General features: G+C 72.8%; 20 protein-coding genes. 7 read left to right on the top strand and 13 right to left on the bottom strand.

The features are described 5' to 3' along the window. Nucleotides 1-23 precede the first annotated feature (23 nt). Nucleotides 24-620 (bottom strand): NADPH-dependent F420 reductase, encoded by a 597-nt coding sequence (locus EV189_RS04260; protein WP_130491659.1) that lies wholly within the window; start codon nt 618-620, stop codon nt 24-26. Further along, nucleotides 617-1,459, bottom strand: coding sequence for an inositol monophosphatase family protein (locus tag EV189_RS04265; protein WP_130491660.1), 843 nt, complete (start codon nt 1,457-1,459; stop codon nt 617-619). The genes EV189_RS04260 and EV189_RS04265 overlap by 4 nt, the downstream gene beginning before the upstream one ends. 73 nt (nt 1,460-1,532) lie before the next feature. Here EV189_RS04265 and EV189_RS04270 point away from each other — a divergent pair, with 73 nt between their 5' ends. After that, nucleotides 1,533-2,429, top strand: a complete 897-nt coding sequence (locus EV189_RS04270; protein WP_231116039.1) for a LysR family transcriptional regulator — start codon at nt 1,533-1,535, stop codon at nt 2,427-2,429. 8 nt (nt 2,430-2,437) lie between these two features. Here the strand turns inward: EV189_RS04270 and EV189_RS04275 are convergent, their stop codons facing one another. Next, nucleotides 2,438-2,863, bottom strand: a complete 426-nt coding sequence (locus tag EV189_RS04275) for a VOC family protein (protein WP_130491661.1) — start codon at nt 2,861-2,863, stop codon at nt 2,438-2,440. Nucleotides 2,864-2,991: 128 nt separating this feature from the next. Here EV189_RS04275 and EV189_RS04280 point away from each other — a divergent pair, with 128 nt between their 5' ends. Beyond that, nucleotides 2,992-4,224, top strand: coding sequence for an alpha/beta hydrolase (locus EV189_RS04280; protein WP_130491662.1), 1,233 nt, complete (start codon nt 2,992-2,994; stop codon nt 4,222-4,224). Nucleotides 4,225-4,231: 7 nt separating this feature from the next. Here EV189_RS04280 and EV189_RS04290 read toward each other — a convergent pair whose 3' ends face one another. From EV189_RS04290 to EV189_RS04300, 3 genes are read right to left on the bottom strand one after another with little or no spacing between them, the layout of a single operon-like run. Beyond that, nucleotides 4,232-4,888 (bottom strand): response regulator transcription factor, encoded by a 657-nt coding sequence (locus EV189_RS04290; RefSeq protein ID WP_130491663.1) that lies wholly within the window; start codon nt 4,886-4,888, stop codon nt 4,232-4,234. Further along, entirely contained in the window at nt 4,876-6,162 is a 1,287-nt protein-coding gene (locus EV189_RS04295; RefSeq protein WP_231116041.1) for a sensor histidine kinase, read from the bottom strand. Before EV189_RS04295 ends, EV189_RS04290 begins: the two co-directional genes overlap by 13 nt. 30 nt (nt 6,163-6,192) lie before the next feature. Beyond that, nucleotides 6,193-7,071 carry a helix-turn-helix domain-containing protein gene (locus EV189_RS04300; RefSeq protein ID WP_130491665.1) on the bottom strand — a complete coding sequence of 293 codons (879 nt, stop codon included), beginning with the start codon at nt 7,069-7,071 and terminating at the stop codon, nt 6,193-6,195. Between the two features lie 94 nt (nt 7,072-7,165). On the opposite strand from EV189_RS04300, the gene EV189_RS04305 reads away from it, so the two are divergent. Then, nucleotides 7,166-7,945: an alpha/beta fold hydrolase gene (locus EV189_RS04305; RefSeq protein WP_130491666.1), complete on the top strand. Its 780-nt coding sequence runs from the start codon at nt 7,166-7,168 to the stop codon at nt 7,943-7,945. Nucleotides 7,946-7,970: 25 nt separating this feature from the next. Here the strand turns inward: EV189_RS04305 and EV189_RS04310 are convergent, their stop codons facing one another. Beyond that, entirely contained in the window at nt 7,971-8,714 is a 744-nt protein-coding gene (locus tag EV189_RS04310) for a TetR/AcrR family transcriptional regulator (protein WP_130491667.1), read from the bottom strand. Between the two features lie 58 nt (nt 8,715-8,772). Here EV189_RS04310 and EV189_RS04315 point away from each other — a divergent pair, with 58 nt between their 5' ends. Beyond that, the gene (locus tag EV189_RS04315; protein WP_130491668.1) at nt 8,773-9,243 is read left to right on the top strand and encodes an SRPBCC family protein; all 471 of its coding nucleotides are present in this window, start codon (nt 8,773-8,775) and stop codon (nt 9,241-9,243) included. A gap of 62 nt (nt 9,244-9,305) precedes the next feature. Beyond that, complete coding sequence (locus tag EV189_RS04320; protein WP_130491669.1) at nt 9,306-10,148, top strand: helix-turn-helix domain-containing protein; 843 nt, start codon at nt 9,306-9,308, stop codon at nt 10,146-10,148. 65 nt (nt 10,149-10,213) lie between these two features. On the opposite strand, the gene EV189_RS04325 is transcribed toward EV189_RS04320, so the two are convergent. Continuing rightward, nucleotides 10,214-11,731 (bottom strand): DUF4832 domain-containing protein, encoded by a 1,518-nt coding sequence (locus EV189_RS04325; RefSeq protein ID WP_130491670.1) that lies wholly within the window; start codon nt 11,729-11,731, stop codon nt 10,214-10,216. A gap of 125 nt (nt 11,732-11,856) precedes the next feature. Between EV189_RS04325 and EV189_RS04330 the strand changes: the two genes are divergently transcribed. After that, nucleotides 11,857-12,666, top strand: a complete 810-nt coding sequence (locus tag EV189_RS04330) for a DeoR/GlpR family DNA-binding transcription regulator (protein WP_231116042.1) — start codon at nt 11,857-11,859, stop codon at nt 12,664-12,666. 10 nt (nt 12,667-12,676) lie between these two features. Here the strand turns inward: EV189_RS04330 and EV189_RS04335 are convergent, their stop codons facing one another. The 5 genes from EV189_RS04335 to EV189_RS04355 form a co-directional block, all read right to left on the bottom strand. After that, nucleotides 12,677-13,435 carry a carbohydrate ABC transporter permease gene (locus tag EV189_RS04335; RefSeq protein ID WP_130491949.1) on the bottom strand — a complete coding sequence of 253 codons (759 nt, stop codon included), beginning with the start codon at nt 13,433-13,435 and terminating at the stop codon, nt 12,677-12,679. Between the two features lie 151 nt (nt 13,436-13,586). After that, nucleotides 13,587-14,513 carry a carbohydrate ABC transporter permease gene (locus EV189_RS04340; RefSeq protein ID WP_130491672.1) on the bottom strand — a complete coding sequence of 309 codons (927 nt, stop codon included), beginning with the start codon at nt 14,511-14,513 and terminating at the stop codon, nt 13,587-13,589. Beyond that, entirely contained in the window at nt 14,506-15,840 is a 1,335-nt protein-coding gene (locus EV189_RS04345) for an ABC transporter substrate-binding protein (RefSeq protein ID WP_130491673.1), read from the bottom strand. The genes EV189_RS04340 and EV189_RS04345 overlap by 8 nt, the downstream gene beginning before the upstream one ends. 17 nt (nt 15,841-15,857) lie before the next feature. Then, nucleotides 15,858-17,072, bottom strand: a complete 1,215-nt coding sequence (locus EV189_RS04350) for a Gfo/Idh/MocA family protein (protein ID WP_130491674.1) — start codon at nt 17,070-17,072, stop codon at nt 15,858-15,860. 218 nt (nt 17,073-17,290) lie between these two features. After that, on the bottom strand, nt 17,291-18,085 hold the full coding sequence (locus EV189_RS04355; RefSeq protein ID WP_130491675.1) for a DeoR/GlpR family DNA-binding transcription regulator: 795 nt from the start codon (nt 18,083-18,085) through the stop codon (nt 17,291-17,293). A 134-nt stretch (nt 18,086-18,219) separates the two neighbouring features. Here EV189_RS04355 and EV189_RS04360 point away from each other — a divergent pair, with 134 nt between their 5' ends. After that, nucleotides 18,220-19,104: an SIS domain-containing protein gene (locus EV189_RS04360; RefSeq protein ID WP_130491676.1), complete on the top strand. Its 885-nt coding sequence runs from the start codon at nt 18,220-18,222 to the stop codon at nt 19,102-19,104. The last annotated feature ends 21 nt before the right edge of the window (nt 19,105-19,125 follow it).

Here is a 19,125-nt window from a genome sequence, read left to right on the forward strand (position 1 = left end):
CGGCGAGCACGGGAAGGGCGCGGCTACCGCGCGACGGAGACGGCGAACGGCACGAACCCCTGCGCGCGGATGACGTGGGGGACGAAGAGGATCGCGGCCTCGGTGGCGCGGGCGGTGCGGATGCCGCCGAGGTCGAGGATCCACTCCGGCCGCCAGGTGAGGTCGACGAGCAGGTCGCGGACGACGCCCTTCGCCTCGTCGTCGTCGCCCGACAGGAAGGCCGTCGGCGGCTGCGCGAGCAGCGCCGGTGCCGCCATCACCGGGAAGAGCATGGTGTTGAGCGTCTTCACCACCTGCGTCTCCGGGAGCGCATCGTGTAGGTGCTCGGCCAGGCTCGAGCCCGGGTAGACCAGGTCGCCGGGGAGCCCGTCCGGACCGTCGACCGTGGCGTTCGAGACGTCGACGAGGAGCGTCCCGCGCAGCTCGTCGCGCAGTCCGGTCAGCAGGTCGAGGGCACCCGCGCCAGGAGTGGCGTTGATGACGATGCTCGCAGCACCGGCTGCCGCGGAGGCCGCCCCCGGCTCGCGGCCGGCGCTGAGCACGTGGTGGCCGGCGCCGCCGAGCGCGGTGGCGAGGGTCCCGCCGACGCGACCCCTTCCGAGGACGGCGATGGTGCTCATGAGCTCCCGCCCTGCTGCCGCTGCGTGCCGACCGCAGCCTGGAGTGCCTCGGCCGCTGTGGAGTGCACTCCTGGTGCTGCTGCGAGGAAGCTGGCGCTCCCTGTCGTCCACGGTCCGCCTGCTGCGTCGGAGATGCGTCCTCCCGACTCGCTGACGAGCAGTGCCCCGGGCAGCAGGTCGGCGCGGGCGCCGGCGTACTGCCAGAACGCGTCGACGCGACCGGACGCCACCGCGAGCAGGTGGAGCGTCGCCGGTACGGACACACGCACTACCAGCGCTTCCTCCAGCATCGTGGCGATGGAGGCCGCGACGCGCGAGACCACGTCGGGGTCCTCGTCTGGGCGGGCCTGGCTGGTGGCCACGATGCCGAGTCCGAGACTCGAGGTGCTGGACACCTGCAGCGCCCGCCCGTCGAGGTACGCGCCGCCGCCCGCGACCGCGGTGGCGGTCTGCCCGGTCAGGGGGAGGTGGACCACGGTGATGACGGGGAGGTTGTCGCGGACGAGCGTGGCGGTGACCGCCCAGTCGGTCAGCCCGTGGAGGTGGTTGACGTTGCCCTCGGCCGGGTCGACGAGCCACCACTCGCCCTCCGGGAGCGCGCCACCGTCGAGCTCGCCCTCCACCCAGCTCGCGCCGGGCCGCAGTGCGGACAGCCTGGGGCGCAGGACCTCGAGCGCGGCCTGGTCGTTGTCGGCGAGTGCCGCCGCGAGCTCGTCGCGTGACGCGTACCGCACGGTGGTGGTCGGGTCGTAGCGCGCGCGCAGCACGTCGCCGGCGGCGCGTACGGCCGCCACGGTCTCGGGGAGCAGCTCCGCGTCGGAGTGCGTGGTCTCTGCCATGCGGCCGACACTAGGTCGAGGCGCTCATGACGACCAGTGCATGGTTCTGATGCCAGGCATTACTGTGGCGCATGTGGACCTGAACCTGCTCGTGGCCCTCGACGCGCTGCTGGAGGAGGGCAGCGTGCAGGGCGCCGCGGACCGCCTGCACCTGACCCAGCCGGCGATGAGCCGCGCGCTCGCGCGCCTGCGCAGGGCGACGGGGGACGAGATCCTGGTGCGCACAGGGCGGACGATGACCCCGACCCCGCGCGCCGTGGAGCTGCGCGAGCAGGTCGGCGACCTGGTGGCCCGGGCGCGGGACGTGCTCAGCCCGGTGCGGGAGGTCGACCTCGCCGCGCTCACGCGCGTCTTCACCGTGCAGGGGCACGACGCGCTGGTCGCCGCGCTCGCCCCCGCTCTGGTGCAGGCGCTCTCGGACGAGGCTCCTCGTGCCGCCGTGCGCTTCCTGGGCGAGGCGCCCGCCGACACCCCTGGTCTCGCCCGCGGGCAGGTCGACCTCGAGGTCGGGGCGGGGACCTCCAGGGGGCCGGACCTGCGCCAGGAGGTGGTCGGTGAGGACCGCGTCGTCCTCGTCATGCGCGCGGGTCACCGGCTGAGCCGCGGGAGACTGACCCCGGCACGCCTCGTCACCGCCCGGCACCTGAGCGTCTCGCGCCGGGGACACCTCACCGGCGCCGTGGACGAGGCTCTGCTCACGCAGGGGCTGCGCCGCGAGGTCCTCGCCGCGCTCCCCACGAGCGGAGCGGCGCTCACCACGGTCGCGAGCAGCGACGCGGTGGCCGTCGTCGCCGAGCGGCTCTGCGGCCCCCTCATCAGCGCCCTCGGGCTGACCGTGCGCACGCTGCCGCTCGACCTCCCGCCGGCGCCCGTCGTCCTCGCGTGGCACCGCCGGTTCGACGCCGACCCCGCCCACCGCTGGCTGCGGGACCACGCGCGTACGGCGCTGGTCGCCGCGCTCGAGGGGTAGCCGCGGCGCTACCGGGAGGAGCCGCGCAGCGGTGAACGGTCGCCCACCGACCAGCGGTGACCGTACGGGTCGGTGAAGCCGCCCTGCCGGTGCGTCCCCCACGGCACGGCGTGGTCCTCGACCGGCGACACCGTGCTCGCCCCCGCCGCCAGAGCGCTCTCGACCACGGCGTCGGGATCGTCGACGAACAGCTCGACGCGCGTGCTCCTGGCACTCGCGCGGTCAGGGCTGGTCTCGGTGGCGCTGTCAGGGCCGGCTTCGTGGAGGAAGAAGGCCGCGCCGCCGAGCTCGAGGCCGGCGACACCGCCGAGGTCCCACAGCACGGTCGCGCCGAGGGCGGTCTGGTACCACGCGACGGCGGCGTCCGCGTCGGGGACGATGAGCATGACGGAGACCACCGCTGTCGCGGCTCGGCCCTCGGAGTCCTCACCCATGACCCCAGCATGGCGCGGAACGGCCGCCGGTGTCGCCCCCTGGAGACTGCCTGGTGGTGCTGGCGCTACCTCGAGTCGGGCAGCCAGAGGGATGGGAGTGCCGGCGCCGGCTGCCTAGCGTCGTCGTCATGACCACTTCCACGAAGAACGCCCTGGTAGCAGCGGGTGCCGCCGTCTCGGTCGCGCTCCTCGGGGGCGCGACAGCCGCGTCGGGAGCCACCACCTCGTCGACGGCCACCGCTGCGCCGGCGGCGTCCGCCAGCCCTGGCACGGGCTGGGCCGGCGTCACCCGCGAGCCCGTATCCATCGCGATGGGCCAGGGCTGGACCGCGGGCGGCGAGCTCGACTACCCCGCCGGCGCCACTGGTCGCCTGCCGGTGCTCGTGCTCCTGCACGGCAGCGGTCACAACGACCGCGACCAGACGCTGCCCGGAGGCGCGGGCTCGACGTTCGTCCCCATCGCGCAGGCCGCCGTCGCGAAGGGGTACGCGGTGCTGCGGTTCGACAAGCGCGGCGTCACCGGGGTGGGGCCGGTGCTGAGCACGGACGCGGCACAGCTGGCGCCAGCGCGTCCGTACCGCCGGATCGTGGAGGACGCGGCGGCCGTCGTGCGCTTCGCCGCGCGCTCGCCGCACGTCGACCCCTCGAAGATCTTCCTGCTGGGGCACAGCGAGGGCACGCAGGTCGCGAGCAACCTCGCCGCGCACCCGGGGACCTACGGCATCCCGAGGCCTGCGGGCGTCGTCGAGATGGGTGTCGTGGGGATCGAGGTCGAGCAGCTCATCACGTTCCAGGTCTTCGGGGTCAAGCTCGCGCGGCTGCACGAGCAGTTCGACGTCGACGGCGACGGGACCCTGACGTACCGCGAGGCCGTGGGCGGGCTCGTCGGCCAGTCGCGGGCGAACCGCGCGCTCCTTCGCCCGGTCCTGCTCAGGGGTAGCCGCGTCAACCCGACCACCGACCGCAACCACGACGGCCGCATCAGCATCGACGGGGAGGTCGGTCCGGTGCTGCGCAAGGCCGCCGGCGTGGACCGCTACCCGGACCTCACCGGCGTCGACGCGGCCACCCGCAGCTACCTCGCCGACATCGCGAGGTACCCGACAGCGGCGCAGGAACTGCCGCGCTACGGCGGACCCGTCCTGCTGCTCAACGGCCAGGACGACATCCAGACACCCGTACGCGCCGCCATCGTCACCGACGCTGCGCTCAGTGCGGCCCGCGTCGAGGACCACACGCTCATCACCTACGTGGGCACGGCCCACACGATGAACCGGACGCCGAAGCTCGACCCGAAGTACGGCCCGCCGGACACCAGTGTCGTGGCCGACATCTCCCGCTGGCTCGAGGCGCACCGCTGACGCGGGCTCAGCTGCTGCGGACGTGCTCGAGGTAGCGCAGGACGGCGGTGACGCGGCGGTCGACCTGCTCCGTCGGTGAGAGGTCGAGCTTGGCGAAGATGCTGCGGATGTGCTTGTGCACAGCACCTTCGCTCACGATGAGGGTGGCGGCGATGGCGGTATTGCCGAGACCCTGGGCCATGAGGTCGAGGACCTCGAGCTCCCGCGCGGTGAGCCGCGCGAGCCCGTCGTCGGTCCGGTGGGCGGTGAGCAGCTGCGCCACGACGTCGGGGTCGATGGCGGTGCCGCCGGAGGCGACGCGGTGCAGGGCCGAGAGGAACGCCTCGACGCGGCCCACCCGCTCCTTGAGCAGGTAGCCGAGTCCCGCCGCTCCGCCGACGAGCAGCTCGCGGGCGAAGGCCTGCTCGACGTACGCCGACAGCACGAGCACGGCGAGGCCCGGCTGGCGGCGCCGGGCCTCGACGGCGGCGGCGATGCCCTCGTCGGTGTGGGTCGGCGGCATGCGCACGTCGACGATGGCCACGTCGGGCCGGTGCTCGTCGACCGCGGCGAGGAAGGGCTCGGCGGCCTCGGCCGTGGCCACGACCTCGAGCGACTCCGCCCGCAGCAGCAGCGCGAGTCCCTCACGCAGGAGGGCGTCATCGTCCGCGATCACGATCCGCACGGGAGCTCGACCTCCAGGGTGGTGGGCCCGCCGACCGGGCTCGTGAGCGAGAGAGTGCCGTCCAGCGCGGCGATCCTCCGGCGCATGCCGGCGATGCCGGTGCCGGCGTCCTCGTCGGCACCGCCGGCGCCGTCGTCGATGACCCGCAGCCGCAGCAGATCCCCCGTGCGCCGCAGCTCCACGTCGACGTGCGAAGCGCCGCTGTGGCGGGAGGCGTTCGTCAGGGCCTCCGCCACGACGAAGTACGCAGTGGCCTCCACCGCCGCCGCGCACCGCCCCTCGACGTCCACGGTCACCGTGCAGGGGACCGCGCTGGTCGTCGCGAGGCCGTGGAGCGCCCCCTCCAGGCCGCGGTCGGCGAGCACGGGAGGGAGGATGCTGCGGGCCACGACGCGGAGCTCGGCGAGCGCGTCCTCCGCTGCTGCCTGCGCCTTCTCGAGGATCCCGTCGGCCGCGACCGGGTCCCGCTGCGCCGCCCGACGCGCGGCGCCCAGCAGCACGGTCACCGCCACGAGGCGGTTCTGCGTGCCGTCGTGGAGCGCGCGCTCGATCCTGCGCAGCTCCGTCGCGTGCGCGTCCAGGGCCGCGGCCCGGGTCGCCGACAGCTGGGCGACCCGGAGGGTGAGGTCCGCCGTAGGGTCGGCGGACAGCAGCCGCAGCCCCCTCCGCACCATCCACCGCGCCATCACGGGCGTGAGCCCGACGCTGAGGGCCAGCCAGCCCAGGCCGAGCAGCAGGGCAGCGAGGGCTCCCCACCCGTCGTGCACCGTCCAGAAGCTCAGCGTGGGAGTGACCGAGCCGTCGGGGAACGCCCGCCACCACAGGGGGAGCGTGATGTCGCGCAGCGCGGAGACCGGCAGCAGCAGCCCGAGCCCGGCGAGCAGCAGGCCGCCGGTCGCATGCCCGAGGAGCCAGCGGAGCTCCCGCCGCGTACCCGGGTCCGCGAGGGCGTCCCGGAGACCCGGCGGGGGTGGCGGCAGGTCGGGGAGCTCGGAACCGGCCCGGCGCAGCCGCAGCCGCTCGCGGTCCGCCGCGACGTGCACGCCGGCCAGCGCGCGCGGCAGGAGGAGGAGCCCGACGCCGACGATCGACAGCACCGCGCAGATGGCCAGCCACAGCAGCACGACGAGCGCCAGGACGGCTGTGACGAGCGCGCCGGCAACCTGCTCGAGCGACTCGAGCGCCTCTCCCGCGGCTCCGACCGTCCGCGCGTACGCACGCGAGCGGCCCGTCCGGCCGCTCTCACCGACGTCCGGCCGTCTGCCCTGCGGCACGGCCACCTCCCGTCGTCGGCCCGGTGCTGATCACCCTAGGCGAGCGTCGATCCCCTGCGTGTCGCCGCGTTCCCGCTCGCGCCAGGGCCGCGGTGCCAATCCGGTGTGGGCGGTGAAGAACGCCGTGAAGCCGGCGGGCTGGCTGAAGCCGAGAGCGGCGGCGCACTGCGCGACGGTCATGTCCGTGTGGGCCAGGAGGCGCTTCGCCTCGAGCGCCACCCGCTGGTCGAGGAAGCGCTTCGCGCCGACTCCTGCCGCGGCCCGCGTCGCGCGGGAGAGGGTCCTCGGGCTCCAGCCGAGCGACGAGGCGTAGTCGGAGACCTGCCGCCACTGCCGGAAGTGCTCCTCCACGGCCTCCCGGTAGGAGCGGAACACCGCGTGCTCCTCGCCAGGTGCCACCGCGGAGCCCAGAGCGTCCGCCCGCAGGACGAGGGCGGCGAGCGTGTGCTCGAGGATGCCGCTCGGCGCGGGCGTTGTCCGCGCGGCCTCCCACTCGCGCCGCAGGTGCGCCGTGGCAGCGCGCAGCAGCCTCCACTCGGCGTCGTCGGCCCGGGACGTGCTGCTGGCTGGCCCGTACGCCGAAGGGAGGTCGGCGGCGGCTGGGGTGAACAGGACCAGCAGCCCGTCCACGGCATCGACATCGCTCCACTGGTGCACGACGCCAGGACGCAGGTGCACGACGGTCCTCGGTCCGAGCGGGTGGTCCACGAAGTCGGCGCGGTGCGCGCCGGACCCGCTCTCGACGAGCGCGAGCACGTGGAACGCGGGCCGTTGCGGGCGCCGGCGTCGTCCGCCCGGGTCCATGGCGCGCAGCTGCCGGAACGACAGGAGCTCGACCGGCAGCCGGAGGATCCCGGGCGGGGCGTACGGCACCTGCCAGATGCCGGCACCAGCCTGACCGATTCCCATATGAGGACGTCCGCTTCCCGTCTCCTCGAGCAGATGCGCAGAACCTAGCGTGGCACGCACGAAGGGCGAGACGAGGACCGAGGAGGACACCACGATGACCACCACCCCCGAGTACCAGATCCCGGTGTACGACCACCGCCCGGGCGCCGGCCCCACCCTCGTGCTCCTGCACTACTGGGGTGGTTCGGCGCGCACGTGGGACCCGGTGGTCGACCGGCTCCCCGGCCGCAGCACCCTCACCATCGACGCCCGCGGCTGGGGCCGCTCGCGCGATCTGCCCGGCCCGTACGACCTGGAGCAGCTTGCCGAGGACACGCGCCGGGTCGTCGAGACCGTCGGGCTCGACGACTACGTCCTGGTCGGGCACTCCATGGGTGGCAAGGTGGCCCAGCTCGTCGCCGCCGCACGCCCCGCCGGCCTGCGCGGCCTGGTCCTCGTCGCCCCAGCCCCCGCCGAGCCTCCGGCGCACGTCACGCCGGACTACCAGGACGCTCTCTCCCACGCGTACGACTCGGCGGACGCCGTCGAGGGGGCCCTCGGCGCGGTGCTCACCGCCGCACCGCTGCCCGCGCAGGTGGTGGCGCAGGTGGTCGAGGACTCTGTCGCCAGCACCCCGCAGGCGCGCGCCGAGTGGCCGTTGCACGGCATCGCGAGCGACATCACCGCGCAGACCCAGCGCATCGGCGTCCCTGTGCTCGTCCTCGCGGGAGAGCGGGACGAGGTCGAGCCCCCGCACGTCCTCGCCGACCACCTGGTGCCCTACCTGGCCGACGTGGAGCTCGTCGTCGTGCCCGGCAGTGGGCACCTCCTGCCGCTCGAGGCGCCCGTCGAGGTCGCGGCCCGGCTGGCGGCCTTCACGGCAGTGGCAGCCTGACCACGTGTGCGGGAGCGGGTGCGCGCTAGCCGTGCGGGCGCACGCGCACCCGGACGGAGCGACGCGCCTCGCGAGGCTCGTCGCCCAGGTCGTCGACGGAGTGCAGGACGGCCGCGGCGCGACGGACGTCGTCCATCACGGCCGCGGTCAGCCGGGCTGGCCGGGTACGCGGCAGGTGGCGCACGAGGCTCGTGCTCCGCACCTGCCACAGCCCGAGCAGGGCGTGGGCGCCGATCTGCGGCTCGGGTTCGGCGGGCCCGAGTCCGGCGCGCTCCGCCAGTGCCGCGGCGAGGACCGAGCCGAGCCCGTCGACGGCGTCGCGCTGGTGGGCGCGCAGGGAGGGGGTGCTGCGGAGCATGAGCCCGAAGCGGCCGAAGGCCTCGACGGCACCGGCCTGGTCCTCCTGCTCGGAGAGCCAGCGGGCGACGGCGTCGAGCTCCGCGGTCAGCACGTCGAGGACCGCCTGCAGGACAGAGGTCCCTGCCGCCAGGGCATCCCCCAGTGACGCGCGCGTGCTGTCCCAGCGGTCGAGGACGAGCGACTCCTTCGTCGGGAAGTAGTTGTAGACCGTCTTCTCCGAGACACCGCAGGCGGCGGCCACCTCAGTGACGCGCACGGCGTCGAACCCGCGCTCGAGGAACATCTGCGTAGCCGTGCTGGAGAGCAGCTGGCGAGTCTCGCGCTTCTTGCGCTCGCGGGCCCCCTCCGCTCCCGCGGGAGGCTCGGCGAGCGCGGTGGTCCAGTCGACGGTGGAACCACGGGACGTCATGGTTGCATCTTACAGCGACTAGAACTTATAGTCACTGTAAGAACACATGGGAGGCGTCATGAGCAGCATCGAGATCGTCCGGGAGTACCCGTACCCGGTGGCCACCGTGTGGCAGGTGATGACCGACCCTGCCCTCGTCCCGCGCTGGACCGCGACCGGAGCGGGAGCGCGGCCCGAGGGGTTCCAGCCGGTCGTCGGCACGCGGTTCCAGTTCGTGGCCGGGCCGAAGCCCGGCTGGAGCGGCATCGTGGACTGCGAGGTCCTCGAGGTCGATCCTCCCGCGGTGCTGCGCTACACGTGGACCGACGGCGGAGGTGGAGCGACCACCGAGGTGGTCTACCGCCTCGAGCCCGTCCCCGGCGGCACGCGGTTGACCTATGAGCACACGGGCTTCACAGGCCCTGGCGGGTTCGTCATGGCCCGCCTGCTCGGCCGCATCCGGCGCCGGATGCTGGACGAGGGCGTCCCGGCCGTGCTCAGCGATGTCGCCGACCAGGTACTGCCGGGGGAGGACCACCGGCCGGGCTAGGACGTCCACGCAGGGGTCGCCGCCCCCTGGATAGCGCAGGGCGCACGCGGGAGACTGGCGGCATGGACCTCGCGGAGCTCGGCGCCTTCCTCAAGTCCCGGCGCGACCGCATCCGACCCGCTGACGTGGGTCTCCCGGCGGGGCCGCGCCGCCGCGTACCAGGTCTGCGTCGCGACGAGGTGGCGTCGCTCGCCGGGGCCTCCGTCGACTACTACATCGAGCTCGAGCGCGGGACTGCCCAGCCGTCCGACCAGATGCTCGCCGCCATCGCCCGCGCCCTGCGGCTGACCATCGACGAGCGGGACCACGCGTTCCACCTGGCCGGCAGGGCGGTGCCGGTGTCCGGCACTCCCGCCTCGCACGTCCACCCGGCCCTGCTGGACCTGCTCGACCGGCTGGCCGGGACACCGGCCCAGGTCATCACCGACCTGCACGTCACGCTCGTGCAGAACCCGCTGGCGCGCGCCCTGCTCGGACCGCCCGTCGAGGGAACGGGCTACCAGGCCAGCCTGGTGCACCGGTGGTTCGTGGACCCGTCGGTGCGCGCGATGTACCCCGCGGAGGACCACGAGCACCACACGCGGACCTTCGTCGCGGACCTCCGGGCGGCTGTCGCGCGGCGCGGCCAGGACCCCGGGGACGCCGGCGCCCTCGTGCGCGACCTCCTGCAGCGCAGTCCCGAGTTCGCCGAGCACTGGGCGCGGCACGAGGTGGCCGTCCGGCGGCAGGACACCAAGCGGATCGTCCACCCGTCGGTCGGGGTCGTCGACGTCACCTGCCTCAACCTGTTCAGCGAGGACGGTCGCCAGCGACTGCTGTGGTTCACCCCGGTGCCGGGGACGACGGCCGTGGAGCAGCTGGAGCTGCTGGGCGTCGTCGGGACGCAGGACCTCGCGCCGCGCTAGCCCTGCTCGTCGGCAGCCTCCTGACCGGCCGCTCACGCGGACCGGCCAGGAGGGCTTCCGCGGGTTCAGCCCAGCTTCACCGGAGCCGCGCCCGAGCAGGCGAGCAGGCCGGAGGCGTGCACGTCCTGCTGGAGGTCGTTCCACCCCGTCGCCGGCTGCCAGGTGCCGGTGTTCGCAGTCTGCACGGCGTAGTCGGGGTTGCTCGCCAGCGAGGCGTCGGCTGAGGGCAGGTCGAGGTAGGCGTGGTACGTGCCGGTGGGCACGCCGCACACGTCCGCGCTCGCGGTGGACGTCGTTCCCGGGGCCCAGCTCCGCGCGTCGACGGCCGTGCCGTCGGCCGAGGTGAACGGCACGCTCCAGGTCCCGCTGCGGCCCTTGAGGACCAGCCGCGCAGGCCGCTCGTTGTACGGCGCCGCCCACCCGTCGTTGCGGACCGACATCTGCACCGAGAGCGACTTCACGCCCTGCGCGCGGTTCTTGGTCACCTGGCTCTGCGTCAGCACGAAGCGGTAGCCCAGCTTCTTGCTGACCTCGGTGAGGGCCGCCGGGCCCCACGAGTCGAGCACGTCGGTGTTGTAGTCGGCGTGCAGGTAGCTGTAGTGGTAGCGCGAGAGCTCGGCCTCGGCACTGGGCCACTCGGACCGCGGCGGGTCGACGTTGCAGGTCTCGCCGCCCACGGGGACGTAGCGCGAGTCCGCGGCGAGGTAGTCCTGGTCGAGCGAGAGCGGGTCGGAGAGGAACGTCCCGTAGTCGTCGGGGCTCGCGAGCAGGCAGTCGTTGTGGTGGCCGACCCGGGAGAGGTCGGAGCCGTCGTACGCCTGCGCCGGCGTCAGTGCTCCAGCGGTCCCCGTGGGGACACCGAGGATCTTCTGCTTCATCAGCATCGTCCGAACCTGCACGGTGCGGCTCGGCGGCAGCGCGTCGAGCAGGGCGTGCAGGACCGTCGCGCGCTTGTCCCAGTCCTCCTGGGTCAGCGTGCCGGGGTCGGCAGGGTCGGAGGCGAACCAGTCCGTGTAGTAGCCCTCGCCCCACAGCCCGATGAAGCCCTCCTGCACCGTGGCGATGACGTCGGAGTTCGCGCGCAGCAGCGGCTTCAGCTGCGCGATGTGGCTCAGCACCCGGGAGAGCGGGGCGTCGCCGTACGGCGGGGAGTACGGCCAGGCGCCGCCTTCGACGTAGGCGAACCGCACGATGACCGAGACTCCCGCGCGGCGGGCCGTGTCGAAGTCGCGCTGCACCTGCGCGAGGAGCTCCGGATCCAGGGTGTCCTGCGTCGCGTACTTCTCGAGGTACCACTCACGCAGGATCTGGGTCACCCCGGACGCCCGGTAGCTGCGCAGGGTCTGCTCGTCGAGGGGGACGTAGCCCGAGCCGTCGGCCCGCGAGTGCGTGTCGAAGGCGTGGTACCAGCCCCGCTCCGGGTTGGGGATCACGGCGTCGCTGGCGGAGTACGCCACGGTCGAGAGGACCCGCGTGCGGTCGTCGTGCCCTGCGGCGTAGGCAGGAGTGGACAGCCCGGCGAGCAGGGCGACGCCGAGGGCGGCACCCCCGACGCGGAGGGCGTTTCGTGGGGGATTGGTCATGGCCGCAGCGTAGGTAGCAGCGGTCCGTGAGGACCAGGCTCGGACGTCAAACGCGCAGCGGCGATGCGCGTTCTTCGATGCCGCGCAGGCTAGAAGTGCCGTCCACCACGTGGAAGGATGTGCCTGTGGGAGCCCCCGCGCAGCGCCGTCCGCAGGTGCCGGGAGCAGCGCGCCGGACGCGGTTGCTCGCCGTGCTCGACCTGCTCCGGACGCGCGAGGACATCAGTCCGGGCCTGCTCGCCTCCCGGCTGGGGGTGTCCGAGGCGACCGTACGCCGCGACCTCGCCGAACTCGCATCGCAGCAGCTGGTCCTGCGGTCCTACGGTCGGGCGCGGGCCAACCAGGCGAGTCCGGAGGTTCCGGTGGCGCTGAGGAGCGCCTTCCACGAGGAGAGGAAGCGGCGCATCGCGCAGACCGCCGCGACGCTGGTGCCGGCGGGGTGCCGCACGCTGGCGCTCAACGGCGGGAGCACGACGGCGGAGGTGGCCGGGGCCCTCGGCGGGCGGGAGGGGCTCACGGTGGTGACGAACTCGATGACCGCGGCGCAGCGGGCGAGCGCGTACCCGCAGGTGAGTGTCGTGCTCGTCGGTGGTTCGCTGCGCCCCAGCTCCTCCGAGCTCGTCGGACCGATGGCCGAGCGCGCGCTGGCACGGCTGACGTTCGAGGTGGCCCTCATCGGGGTCGACGGCTTCAGCGCGGTCGCCGGTGCGACGACCCATGACGCGGTGGAGGCGCGGACCAACCGGGAGATGGTCGTCCACGCCGACCGCATCGTCATCGTCGCCGACGGGTCCAAGGTCGGGCGGGTGACGAGCGCCCGGATCGCCGGCACCGCAGAGGTCGACGCCCTCGTCACCGACGACTCAGCGGCACCCGGCGAGCTGGCCCGGCTGCGCGCGCTCGGGGTGCGCGTGCACGTCGTCCGCGGCGGCTAGGGGCGAACCCCTACTTGAGCCCCGAGCTCGCCAGCCCGTCGATCACCCTGCGCTGGAGCAGGATGAAGAGGACCAGCACCGGCGCCATGGCGAGCAGGCTCGCGGCCATGACGACCGGGTAGTTGATCGTCCGGTCGCTGATCAGCGTCGCGAGTCCGGCGGAGAGCGGCATGTGGTCGCTGTAGGTCGTGACCACCAGCGGCCACAGCAGCTCGTTCCAGGACCAGAGCACGGACGTGATCGCGAGCACGCTCATCGTCGGCCGCACGAGCGGCAGCATCACCCGCCAGAAGATCTGGAAGGGGTTGGCGCCGTCGAGCCGCGCCGCCTCCTCGAGCTCCTGCGGCAGGGCGAGGAACGCCGTCCGCATGAGGTACGTGCCGAACGCGCTGAACAGCCCCGGCAGCACCAGTCCGCCCAGGCTGTCGAGCAGCCCCAGGCCCTTGACGATCTGGTACTGCGACAGCAGGTAGACCTGCGCCGGCACCATGAGGATCGACAGCACGATGCCGAGCAGGGCACCCCGGCCGCGGAAGCGCATGCGGGCGAACGCGTACCCGGCGAGGGTGCAGAGCAGCAGCTGCGCCGCGGTGCGTATGACCGTGATGACGACGGACGTGCGCAGCTGGTGCAGGAACGGCAGCTGCTCGAACACCTGGTGGTAGTTGCCCCACTGCAGGCGGTGCGGCCACACGTGCGGCGTGACGCTCTGCACCTCCGCGTTGGTGGACAGCGACATGATCACCTGCCACACGAACGGGAAGGCCATGATGACCGCCCCGCTCAGGAGGACCACGTGGGCCAGCACGTGCGAGCCGTTCCGGCCGCCGCGCCGACGGCGTACGGGCACCGGGGGCGGCGTCACCGTCGTCGCGCGCGAGGGACGGGGCGCCGGCTCGAGCGCCACCCCGCTGTCGCTGTCAGCCACCGTGGACCCACCTCCGCTGCAGGCGGAACTGCACCGCCGTCGTCGCACCGATGATGAAGAGGATGACGACCGCGATGGCCGCGGCGTAGCCCTTGTCGTTGGTGACGAAGCCCGAGCGGTAGAAGAAGTAGACGAGGGACATGCTCTTGGACAGCGTGGGGTTGGTGCTGCCCAGGATCGCGTAGAGCAGGTCGAACAGCTGCAGGCTCGTGATCACCGTGATGATGACGAGGAAGGCGATCGTCGGCGTCAGGAGGGGCACCGTGACCGAGCGGAACTGCCGCCAGCGCGAGGCCCCGTCGAGCTGAGCCGCCTCGTACAGTTCCTGGGGGATCGTCTTCAGGCCCGCGCCGAGGACGATGATGGAGAACCCGAGGTTCGACCACAGGCCGACCACGGCCACGGCGACGATCGCCGCTCCCGGCGTGCTGATCCAGTACGGGCCGTTGATGCCGACCAGGCCCAGCAGGTAGTTGAGCACGCCGAAGTCGCCGTTGTAGATGATGCGCCACACGAACGCCACGGCCGTCGGCATCGCGACGAACGGCAGGAAGTAGATCACGCGGTAGACCGAGGCGAAGCGCAACCCCGGCATGTTCATCAGGCTGGCGAGGTAGAGCGCGATGGGGATGTTGAGCAGGACGATGAGCGTGTAGAGGAGGGTGTTCAGCAGCGACCGGTAGAGCGAGGGGTCCGTCACGAGCTGGCGGTAGTTGTCCAGGCCGGAGAAGGTCGACCCGCCGAAGACCCCGAACGTGGTGAACGAGTAGTAGACCGTCTGCGCGATCGGCCAGAGGTAGAAGACCCCGATCCCCAGCAGCAGGGGCGCGATGAACAGCCACGGCCAGACGCCGTCGCCGCGGCGCCGGGGCCGGCGGGCGATGCCCACCGACCCCGGCACCTGGACCTGGCTACTCATGCCCGAGCGCCGTGTCCATCTTGGCGGCCAGCTCCTTCGTCACGTCCGCCACCGGCCGCGCGCCGGAGAAGGCGTCGGGCAGCAGGTCGGTCTCGAGCGCGTTCCAGGCCGCGGTGTTCGCGCTGACCGGCAGCGGCTTGGCGTAGGCGAGCGCATCGAGGAAGACCTGCAGGTCCGCGCCCGGCATCGACGCGGCGAACGTGCTCTGCGTGCCGGTGTACGCCGGGATGACCGACCCGGCGCTCCCGAGCGTCTGCTCGGCCTCCTGGCTGGCGAAGTAGTCCTGCAGGGCCTGCGCGGCCTCCTTGTTCTTGCTGCTGGCGGCGACGACGTTGGCGACGCCGTGGATGACGGTCGCCTTCTGCTTGCCCATCGGCAGGGGCAGGACCTTGACGCTCGAGGAGACGGGGCCCTTGGTGAGGGCGGACCTGAACCAGCTGCCGCCCTGGTACATCGCGAGCTTGCCCGAGGTGAACCACTGGTCCGCGGTCGTGTCGGTGAGCTGCTTGACGCTGGGGGAAGCGCCGCTCTTGATGAGGTCGGTCCAGAACTGGATGCCCTGCTGGGAGGCGGCCGAGTCGTAGCCCGACTTCTTCCCGTCCACGACCGTGCCGCCCGCCTGGAAGATCGTGTCGTAGTACGTCGTCTGCCCGTCCATGCCCGCGGCAGCGCCGTAGATCCCCTTGCTCTTCAGCTTGTCGGAGATCTGCTTGGCCGTGTCCTGGAACTGCTGCCAGGTCCAGTCACCGGTGGGAAGAGCGACCCCGGCCTCCTTGAACAGCGCGGTGTTCGCCCAGATGGCGATGGTGTCGAAGTCCTTGGGCACGCCGTACTGCACGCCGTCGAGGGTGTAGAGGTCGTCCAGGGCCTTCGGGTACTTGGTGGGGTCGATCGCCCCGCTCTTCACCTGGTCGGTGATGGGCGCCAGCTGCTTGTTGGCGGCGTAGAGCTGGAAGTTCGGGCCGTTCATCCAGAAGACGTCGGGCAGTGTCTTGCTCGAGGCCTGCGTCTGCAGCTTGGTCCAGTAGTCGGCGTACGGCGTGACGTTGACGTTGACCTTGACGCCGGGATACTTCGCGTTGAAGCCGGCGAGCACCTTCTGGACCGCGGGGACCTGCGTCTGGTCCCAGAGGCCGTAGGTGAGCGTCGCCTTGAGGTCCGTCGACGCACTCGCCGCTCCGGCGGCGCCGCTGGCGGCACTCGACGACGTGCTCTGGCTCGTCGAGCTGCCGCCGCAGGCCGCGAGACCGAGGGCGAGGACGCTCGCGGCGAGGACGGCCTTGGCCGGCCGGCCCAGCGGCGAGGTGGAGCGTGGTGCCTGGTGCATGGGGGCAGTCCCTTCGTTCAGCGCGGTGCGCTGGTGCTGGGCGGGTGGGGGGTGAAGTGCGCCGCGACCGCGGCGGGGAGCGGGGGGACGTCGAGCGGGACGGAGCCCGAGCGCAGCGACTGCGCGGCGAGGGCTCCCGCCGCCACGGCCTGGCGTGCGGCCACGGGAGAGACGACGGTCGGGGCGCCGTCGGCCAGGTGGTCGAGGAACTCCCTCATCGTCAGCAGGTCTGCGTCGGCATGGCCGGTGGCGACGCCGCTGATGGGGTACTCGCGGTCTCCCTGCGCCTGCCACGCCTCGTGCCGGTGGTCCCACACGCGGACGACGCCGCCCGCGGTGTCCCCGATGTTCTCGAGACGGCCCTCCGTGCCGATGACCGTGTAGTTCCGCCAGTAGTCCGGGGTGAAGTGGCACTGCTGGTAGCTCGCGAGCACGCCGTTGTCGAGGGCCATCAGCATCATCGAGACGTCCTCGACGTCGACGACAGGGTTCAGCCCGGTCAGCGAGCGGGGCGGCCAGTTGTCGACGGAGAACCAGTCGAGCACGGTCTCGCCGGGCCGCTCCCGGCGGTCGGTGATGGCGCCGTAGACCATGAGGTCACCCATCGCGACCACGCGGCTCGTCCAGCCCGAGGCGAGGTAGTGCACCACGTCGATGTCGTGGCTGGCCTTCTGCAGCAGCAGGCTGCCCGTCCGGCTCCGGTCCGCGTGCCAGTCCTTGAAGTAGTAGTCCCCGCCGCTGCCGACGAAGTGGCGCACCCAGATCGTCTTCACCTCGCCGATCTCGCCGCGCTCGATGACCTCCCGCATGAGGCGCACGACCGCGGCGTGGCGGAAGTTGTGCCCGACGTAGAGGGGCACCCCGGTCTCGGCGGCCGCGACCAGGACGCGGTCGGCGTCCTCGAGCGTCGTGGCCAGCGGCTTCTCGAGGTAGACCGCGACGCCCGCACGCAGCAGCTGGACGGCGATGTCCGCGTGGGTGTCGTCGGGGGTCGTGATGATGGCGGCGTCCGGCGCACCTGCCGCGAGCAGCTCCTGGACCGAGGAGTGCACTGCGGCGTCGGGGAAGCTCGCGCGGGCGCGCTGCCGGCCCACGGGGTCCGTGTCCACCGCGGCGACGAGGCGTGCGCCGGGCCGTGCCCGGGCGACGTGGTGCGCGATGTCGGCCCGCTGCCCCGTGCCGATGACGGCGACGGTGAGGGCGTCGTTGACGGTGTGGGTCTGCGCAGTCATGAGTGCCCCGCAGAAGTTGTGAGCGAAGTTGATGCGCGAGGGGGTAAACCGAGCATGAAGCGACAGTAGCGGCGGAACGGCTGCGCGCCTAGACCCGAAACCGAACCGCAACATCCGCCCGTGCCGGGGCACACCGGGCAGGGGAGGGCGAGCGGGTGAGCAGCGCGGGGAGGCGCCCCGGCCCTCGGTGCGGCCGTGCGCGTGGGGTCAGTGGACGGTCAGCGAGGGGTGGCCACGATGACCTCGACGCCCGCGGCGGCGAGGTCGTGGGCGACGGAGGTCTCGACATCGACGTCGGTGACGAGGACGTCCACGGCGTCGAGGGGGCAGATGCGGGCGAACGTCGTGCGCCCCAGCTTGCTCGAGTCCGCCGCGACGACGACGCGCTGCGCGACCGAGGCCAGCTGTCGGCTGGCCTCAGCCTCGCCTTCGTGCACGGTGGTCGCGCCGAAGCGCGCGGTGATGCCGTCCACCCCCAGCACCGCGAGCTCGAGGCTGAAGTCCCGCAGGGAGGAGCCGACGAGCGGTCCGACCAGCTCGTAGCTCTGCCGTCGCGGGACGCCCCCGGTGACGACGATCTTCACGTGCTCGCGCACCGAGAGCTCGTAGGCGATGTTGAGCGCATTGGTCACGATCGTGACGCCGGGGGCGTCGCCGGAGCCGGCGAGGCGGTCCGCCCGGGCCAGGACGCGGGCGACCTCGGTGGTCGTGGTTCCGCCGTTCAGCCCCACGGAGTCGCCCGGGGAGACGAGCTCGGCCACGGCGGCGGCGATCGCCTTCTTCGCCTCGGCCTGCCGGGCGATCTTGTACTGCAGCGGGAGCTCGTAGCCCGAGCCGAGGGCGGCCGCGCCCCCGTGCGTACGCGTGACCAGGCGCTGCTCGGCCAGCGTGTTGAGGTCCCGGCGCACGGTGGCGGTCGACACCCCGAGCGACTCGCAGATCTCCGCGATGGAGACGTTGCCCTGCTGGATCACCAGCTCGAGCACCTGGTTGAGCCGCTGCTGCGCCGTCACGGTCCGTCTCCCTCGTCATGGTCATCATAGGGGACCGCGGTTGACGAAATTGATTGCTCCTGCTCGTATTGGCGGTGCAGCGAGCACGATCGATCTTCCCTCTGCTCGCCACGACCGAGCACCGGGAGACAGCCTTGAGCACCACGACGTTCGTCGACGCCGAGATCGAGACCCAGCCGGAGGTCTGGCGGGAGGCTGCCGAGCTCAGCCGGTCCGTCCGGTCCGCGCTGCCGCACCCCGGCGAGCGGGTGGCCGTGGTCGGCTGCGGCACCAGCTGGTTCGTCGCGATGAGCTGGGCCGCCCTGCGCGAGGCGGCGGGCCACGGGGTGACGGACGCGTTCTCCGGATCGGAGTACCCGCTGGGCCGGACGTACGACCGAGTCGTCGTCATCTCCCGCTCCGGCACGACCACGGAGATCGTGGACCTGCTGGCGGCGCTGCACGGGACGCCGACGACGCTGCTCACCGCCGTCCCGGACTCCCCGGCCGCGGCGGGTGCTGCCACGACCGTGGCGTTGCCGTTCGCCGAGGAGCGCTCCGTCGTGCAGACCCGGTTCGCGACGAGCGCGCTGACGCTCCTGCGCGTCCACGACGGCGCCGACGTCGCGGCCCTCGCGGCGGACGGCGAGCGCGCGCTGCAGGTGCCGGTCGACGACCTCCTCGACGCGGAGCAGTGCACGTTCCTCGGTCGCGGTTGGACCATCGGCCTCGCCAACGAGGCAGCCCTGAAGACCCGTGAGGCAGCACAGTTCTGGGCCGAGGCGTACCCCGCGATGGACTACCGCCACGGCCCGATCGCCATCGCGGAGCCCGGTCGCCTGGTGTGGAGCATCGGTCGCGCCCCGACCGGTCTCGCCGACGAGGTGGCGAGCACCGGCGCCACCTTCGTCGAGCACGCGGACCTCGACCCGCAGGCCGCGCTCGTCGTGGCGCAGCGCTTCGCCGTGGCCATGAGCAAGCGGCGCGGCCTCGACCCCGACCGCCCGCGCTCGCTGTCCCGCTCGGTCATCCTCGCCTGAGCCGCCCGACCCGGCCTGGTC

Origin of the sequence: Motilibacter rhizosphaerae (assembly GCF_004216915.1) — a bacterium.
Lineage (GTDB): Bacteria > Actinomycetota > Actinomycetes > Motilibacterales > Motilibacteraceae > Motilibacter > Motilibacter rhizosphaerae.

Excerpts from the sequence above, each read along its gene's own strand:
- EV189_RS04260 (WP_130491659.1), bottom strand. The coding sequence starts at position 620 with ATGAGCACCATCGCCGTCCTCGGAAGGGGTCGCGTCGGCGGGACCCTC.
- EV189_RS04265 (WP_130491660.1), bottom strand. The coding sequence starts at position 1,459 with ATGGCAGAGACCACGCACTCCGACGCGGAGCTGCTCCCCGAGACCGTG.
- EV189_RS04275 (WP_130491661.1), bottom strand. The coding sequence starts at position 2,863 with ATGGGTGAGGACTCCGAGGGCCGAGCCGCGACAGCGGTGGTCTCCGTC.
- EV189_RS04280 (WP_130491662.1), top strand. The coding sequence starts at position 2,992 with ATGACCACTTCCACGAAGAACGCCCTGGTAGCAGCGGGTGCCGCCGTC.
- EV189_RS04300 (WP_130491665.1), bottom strand. The coding sequence starts at position 7,071 with ATGGGAATCGGTCAGGCTGGTGCCGGCATCTGGCAGGTGCCGTACGCC.
- EV189_RS04305 (WP_130491666.1), top strand. The coding sequence starts at position 7,166 with ATGACCACCACCCCCGAGTACCAGATCCCGGTGTACGACCACCGCCCG.
- EV189_RS04310 (WP_130491667.1), bottom strand. The coding sequence starts at position 8,714 with ATGACGTCCCGTGGTTCCACCGTCGACTGGACCACCGCGCTCGCCGAG.
- EV189_RS04315 (WP_130491668.1), top strand. The coding sequence starts at position 8,773 with ATGAGCAGCATCGAGATCGTCCGGGAGTACCCGTACCCGGTGGCCACC.
- EV189_RS04320 (WP_130491669.1), top strand. The coding sequence starts at position 9,306 with ATGGACCTCGCGGAGCTCGGCGCCTTCCTCAAGTCCCGGCGCGACCGC.
- EV189_RS04325 (WP_130491670.1), bottom strand. The coding sequence starts at position 11,731 with ATGACCAATCCCCCACGAAACGCCCTCCGCGTCGGGGGTGCCGCCCTC.
- EV189_RS04335 (WP_130491949.1), bottom strand. The coding sequence starts at position 13,435 with ATGGCCTTCCCGTTCGTGTGGCAGGTGATCATGTCGCTGTCCACCAAC.
- EV189_RS04340 (WP_130491672.1), bottom strand. The coding sequence starts at position 14,513 with ATGAGTAGCCAGGTCCAGGTGCCGGGGTCGGTGGGCATCGCCCGCCGG.
- EV189_RS04345 (WP_130491673.1), bottom strand. The coding sequence starts at position 15,840 with ATGCACCAGGCACCACGCTCCACCTCGCCGCTGGGCCGGCCGGCCAAG.
- EV189_RS04350 (WP_130491674.1), bottom strand. The coding sequence starts at position 17,072 with ATGACTGCGCAGACCCACACCGTCAACGACGCCCTCACCGTCGCCGTC.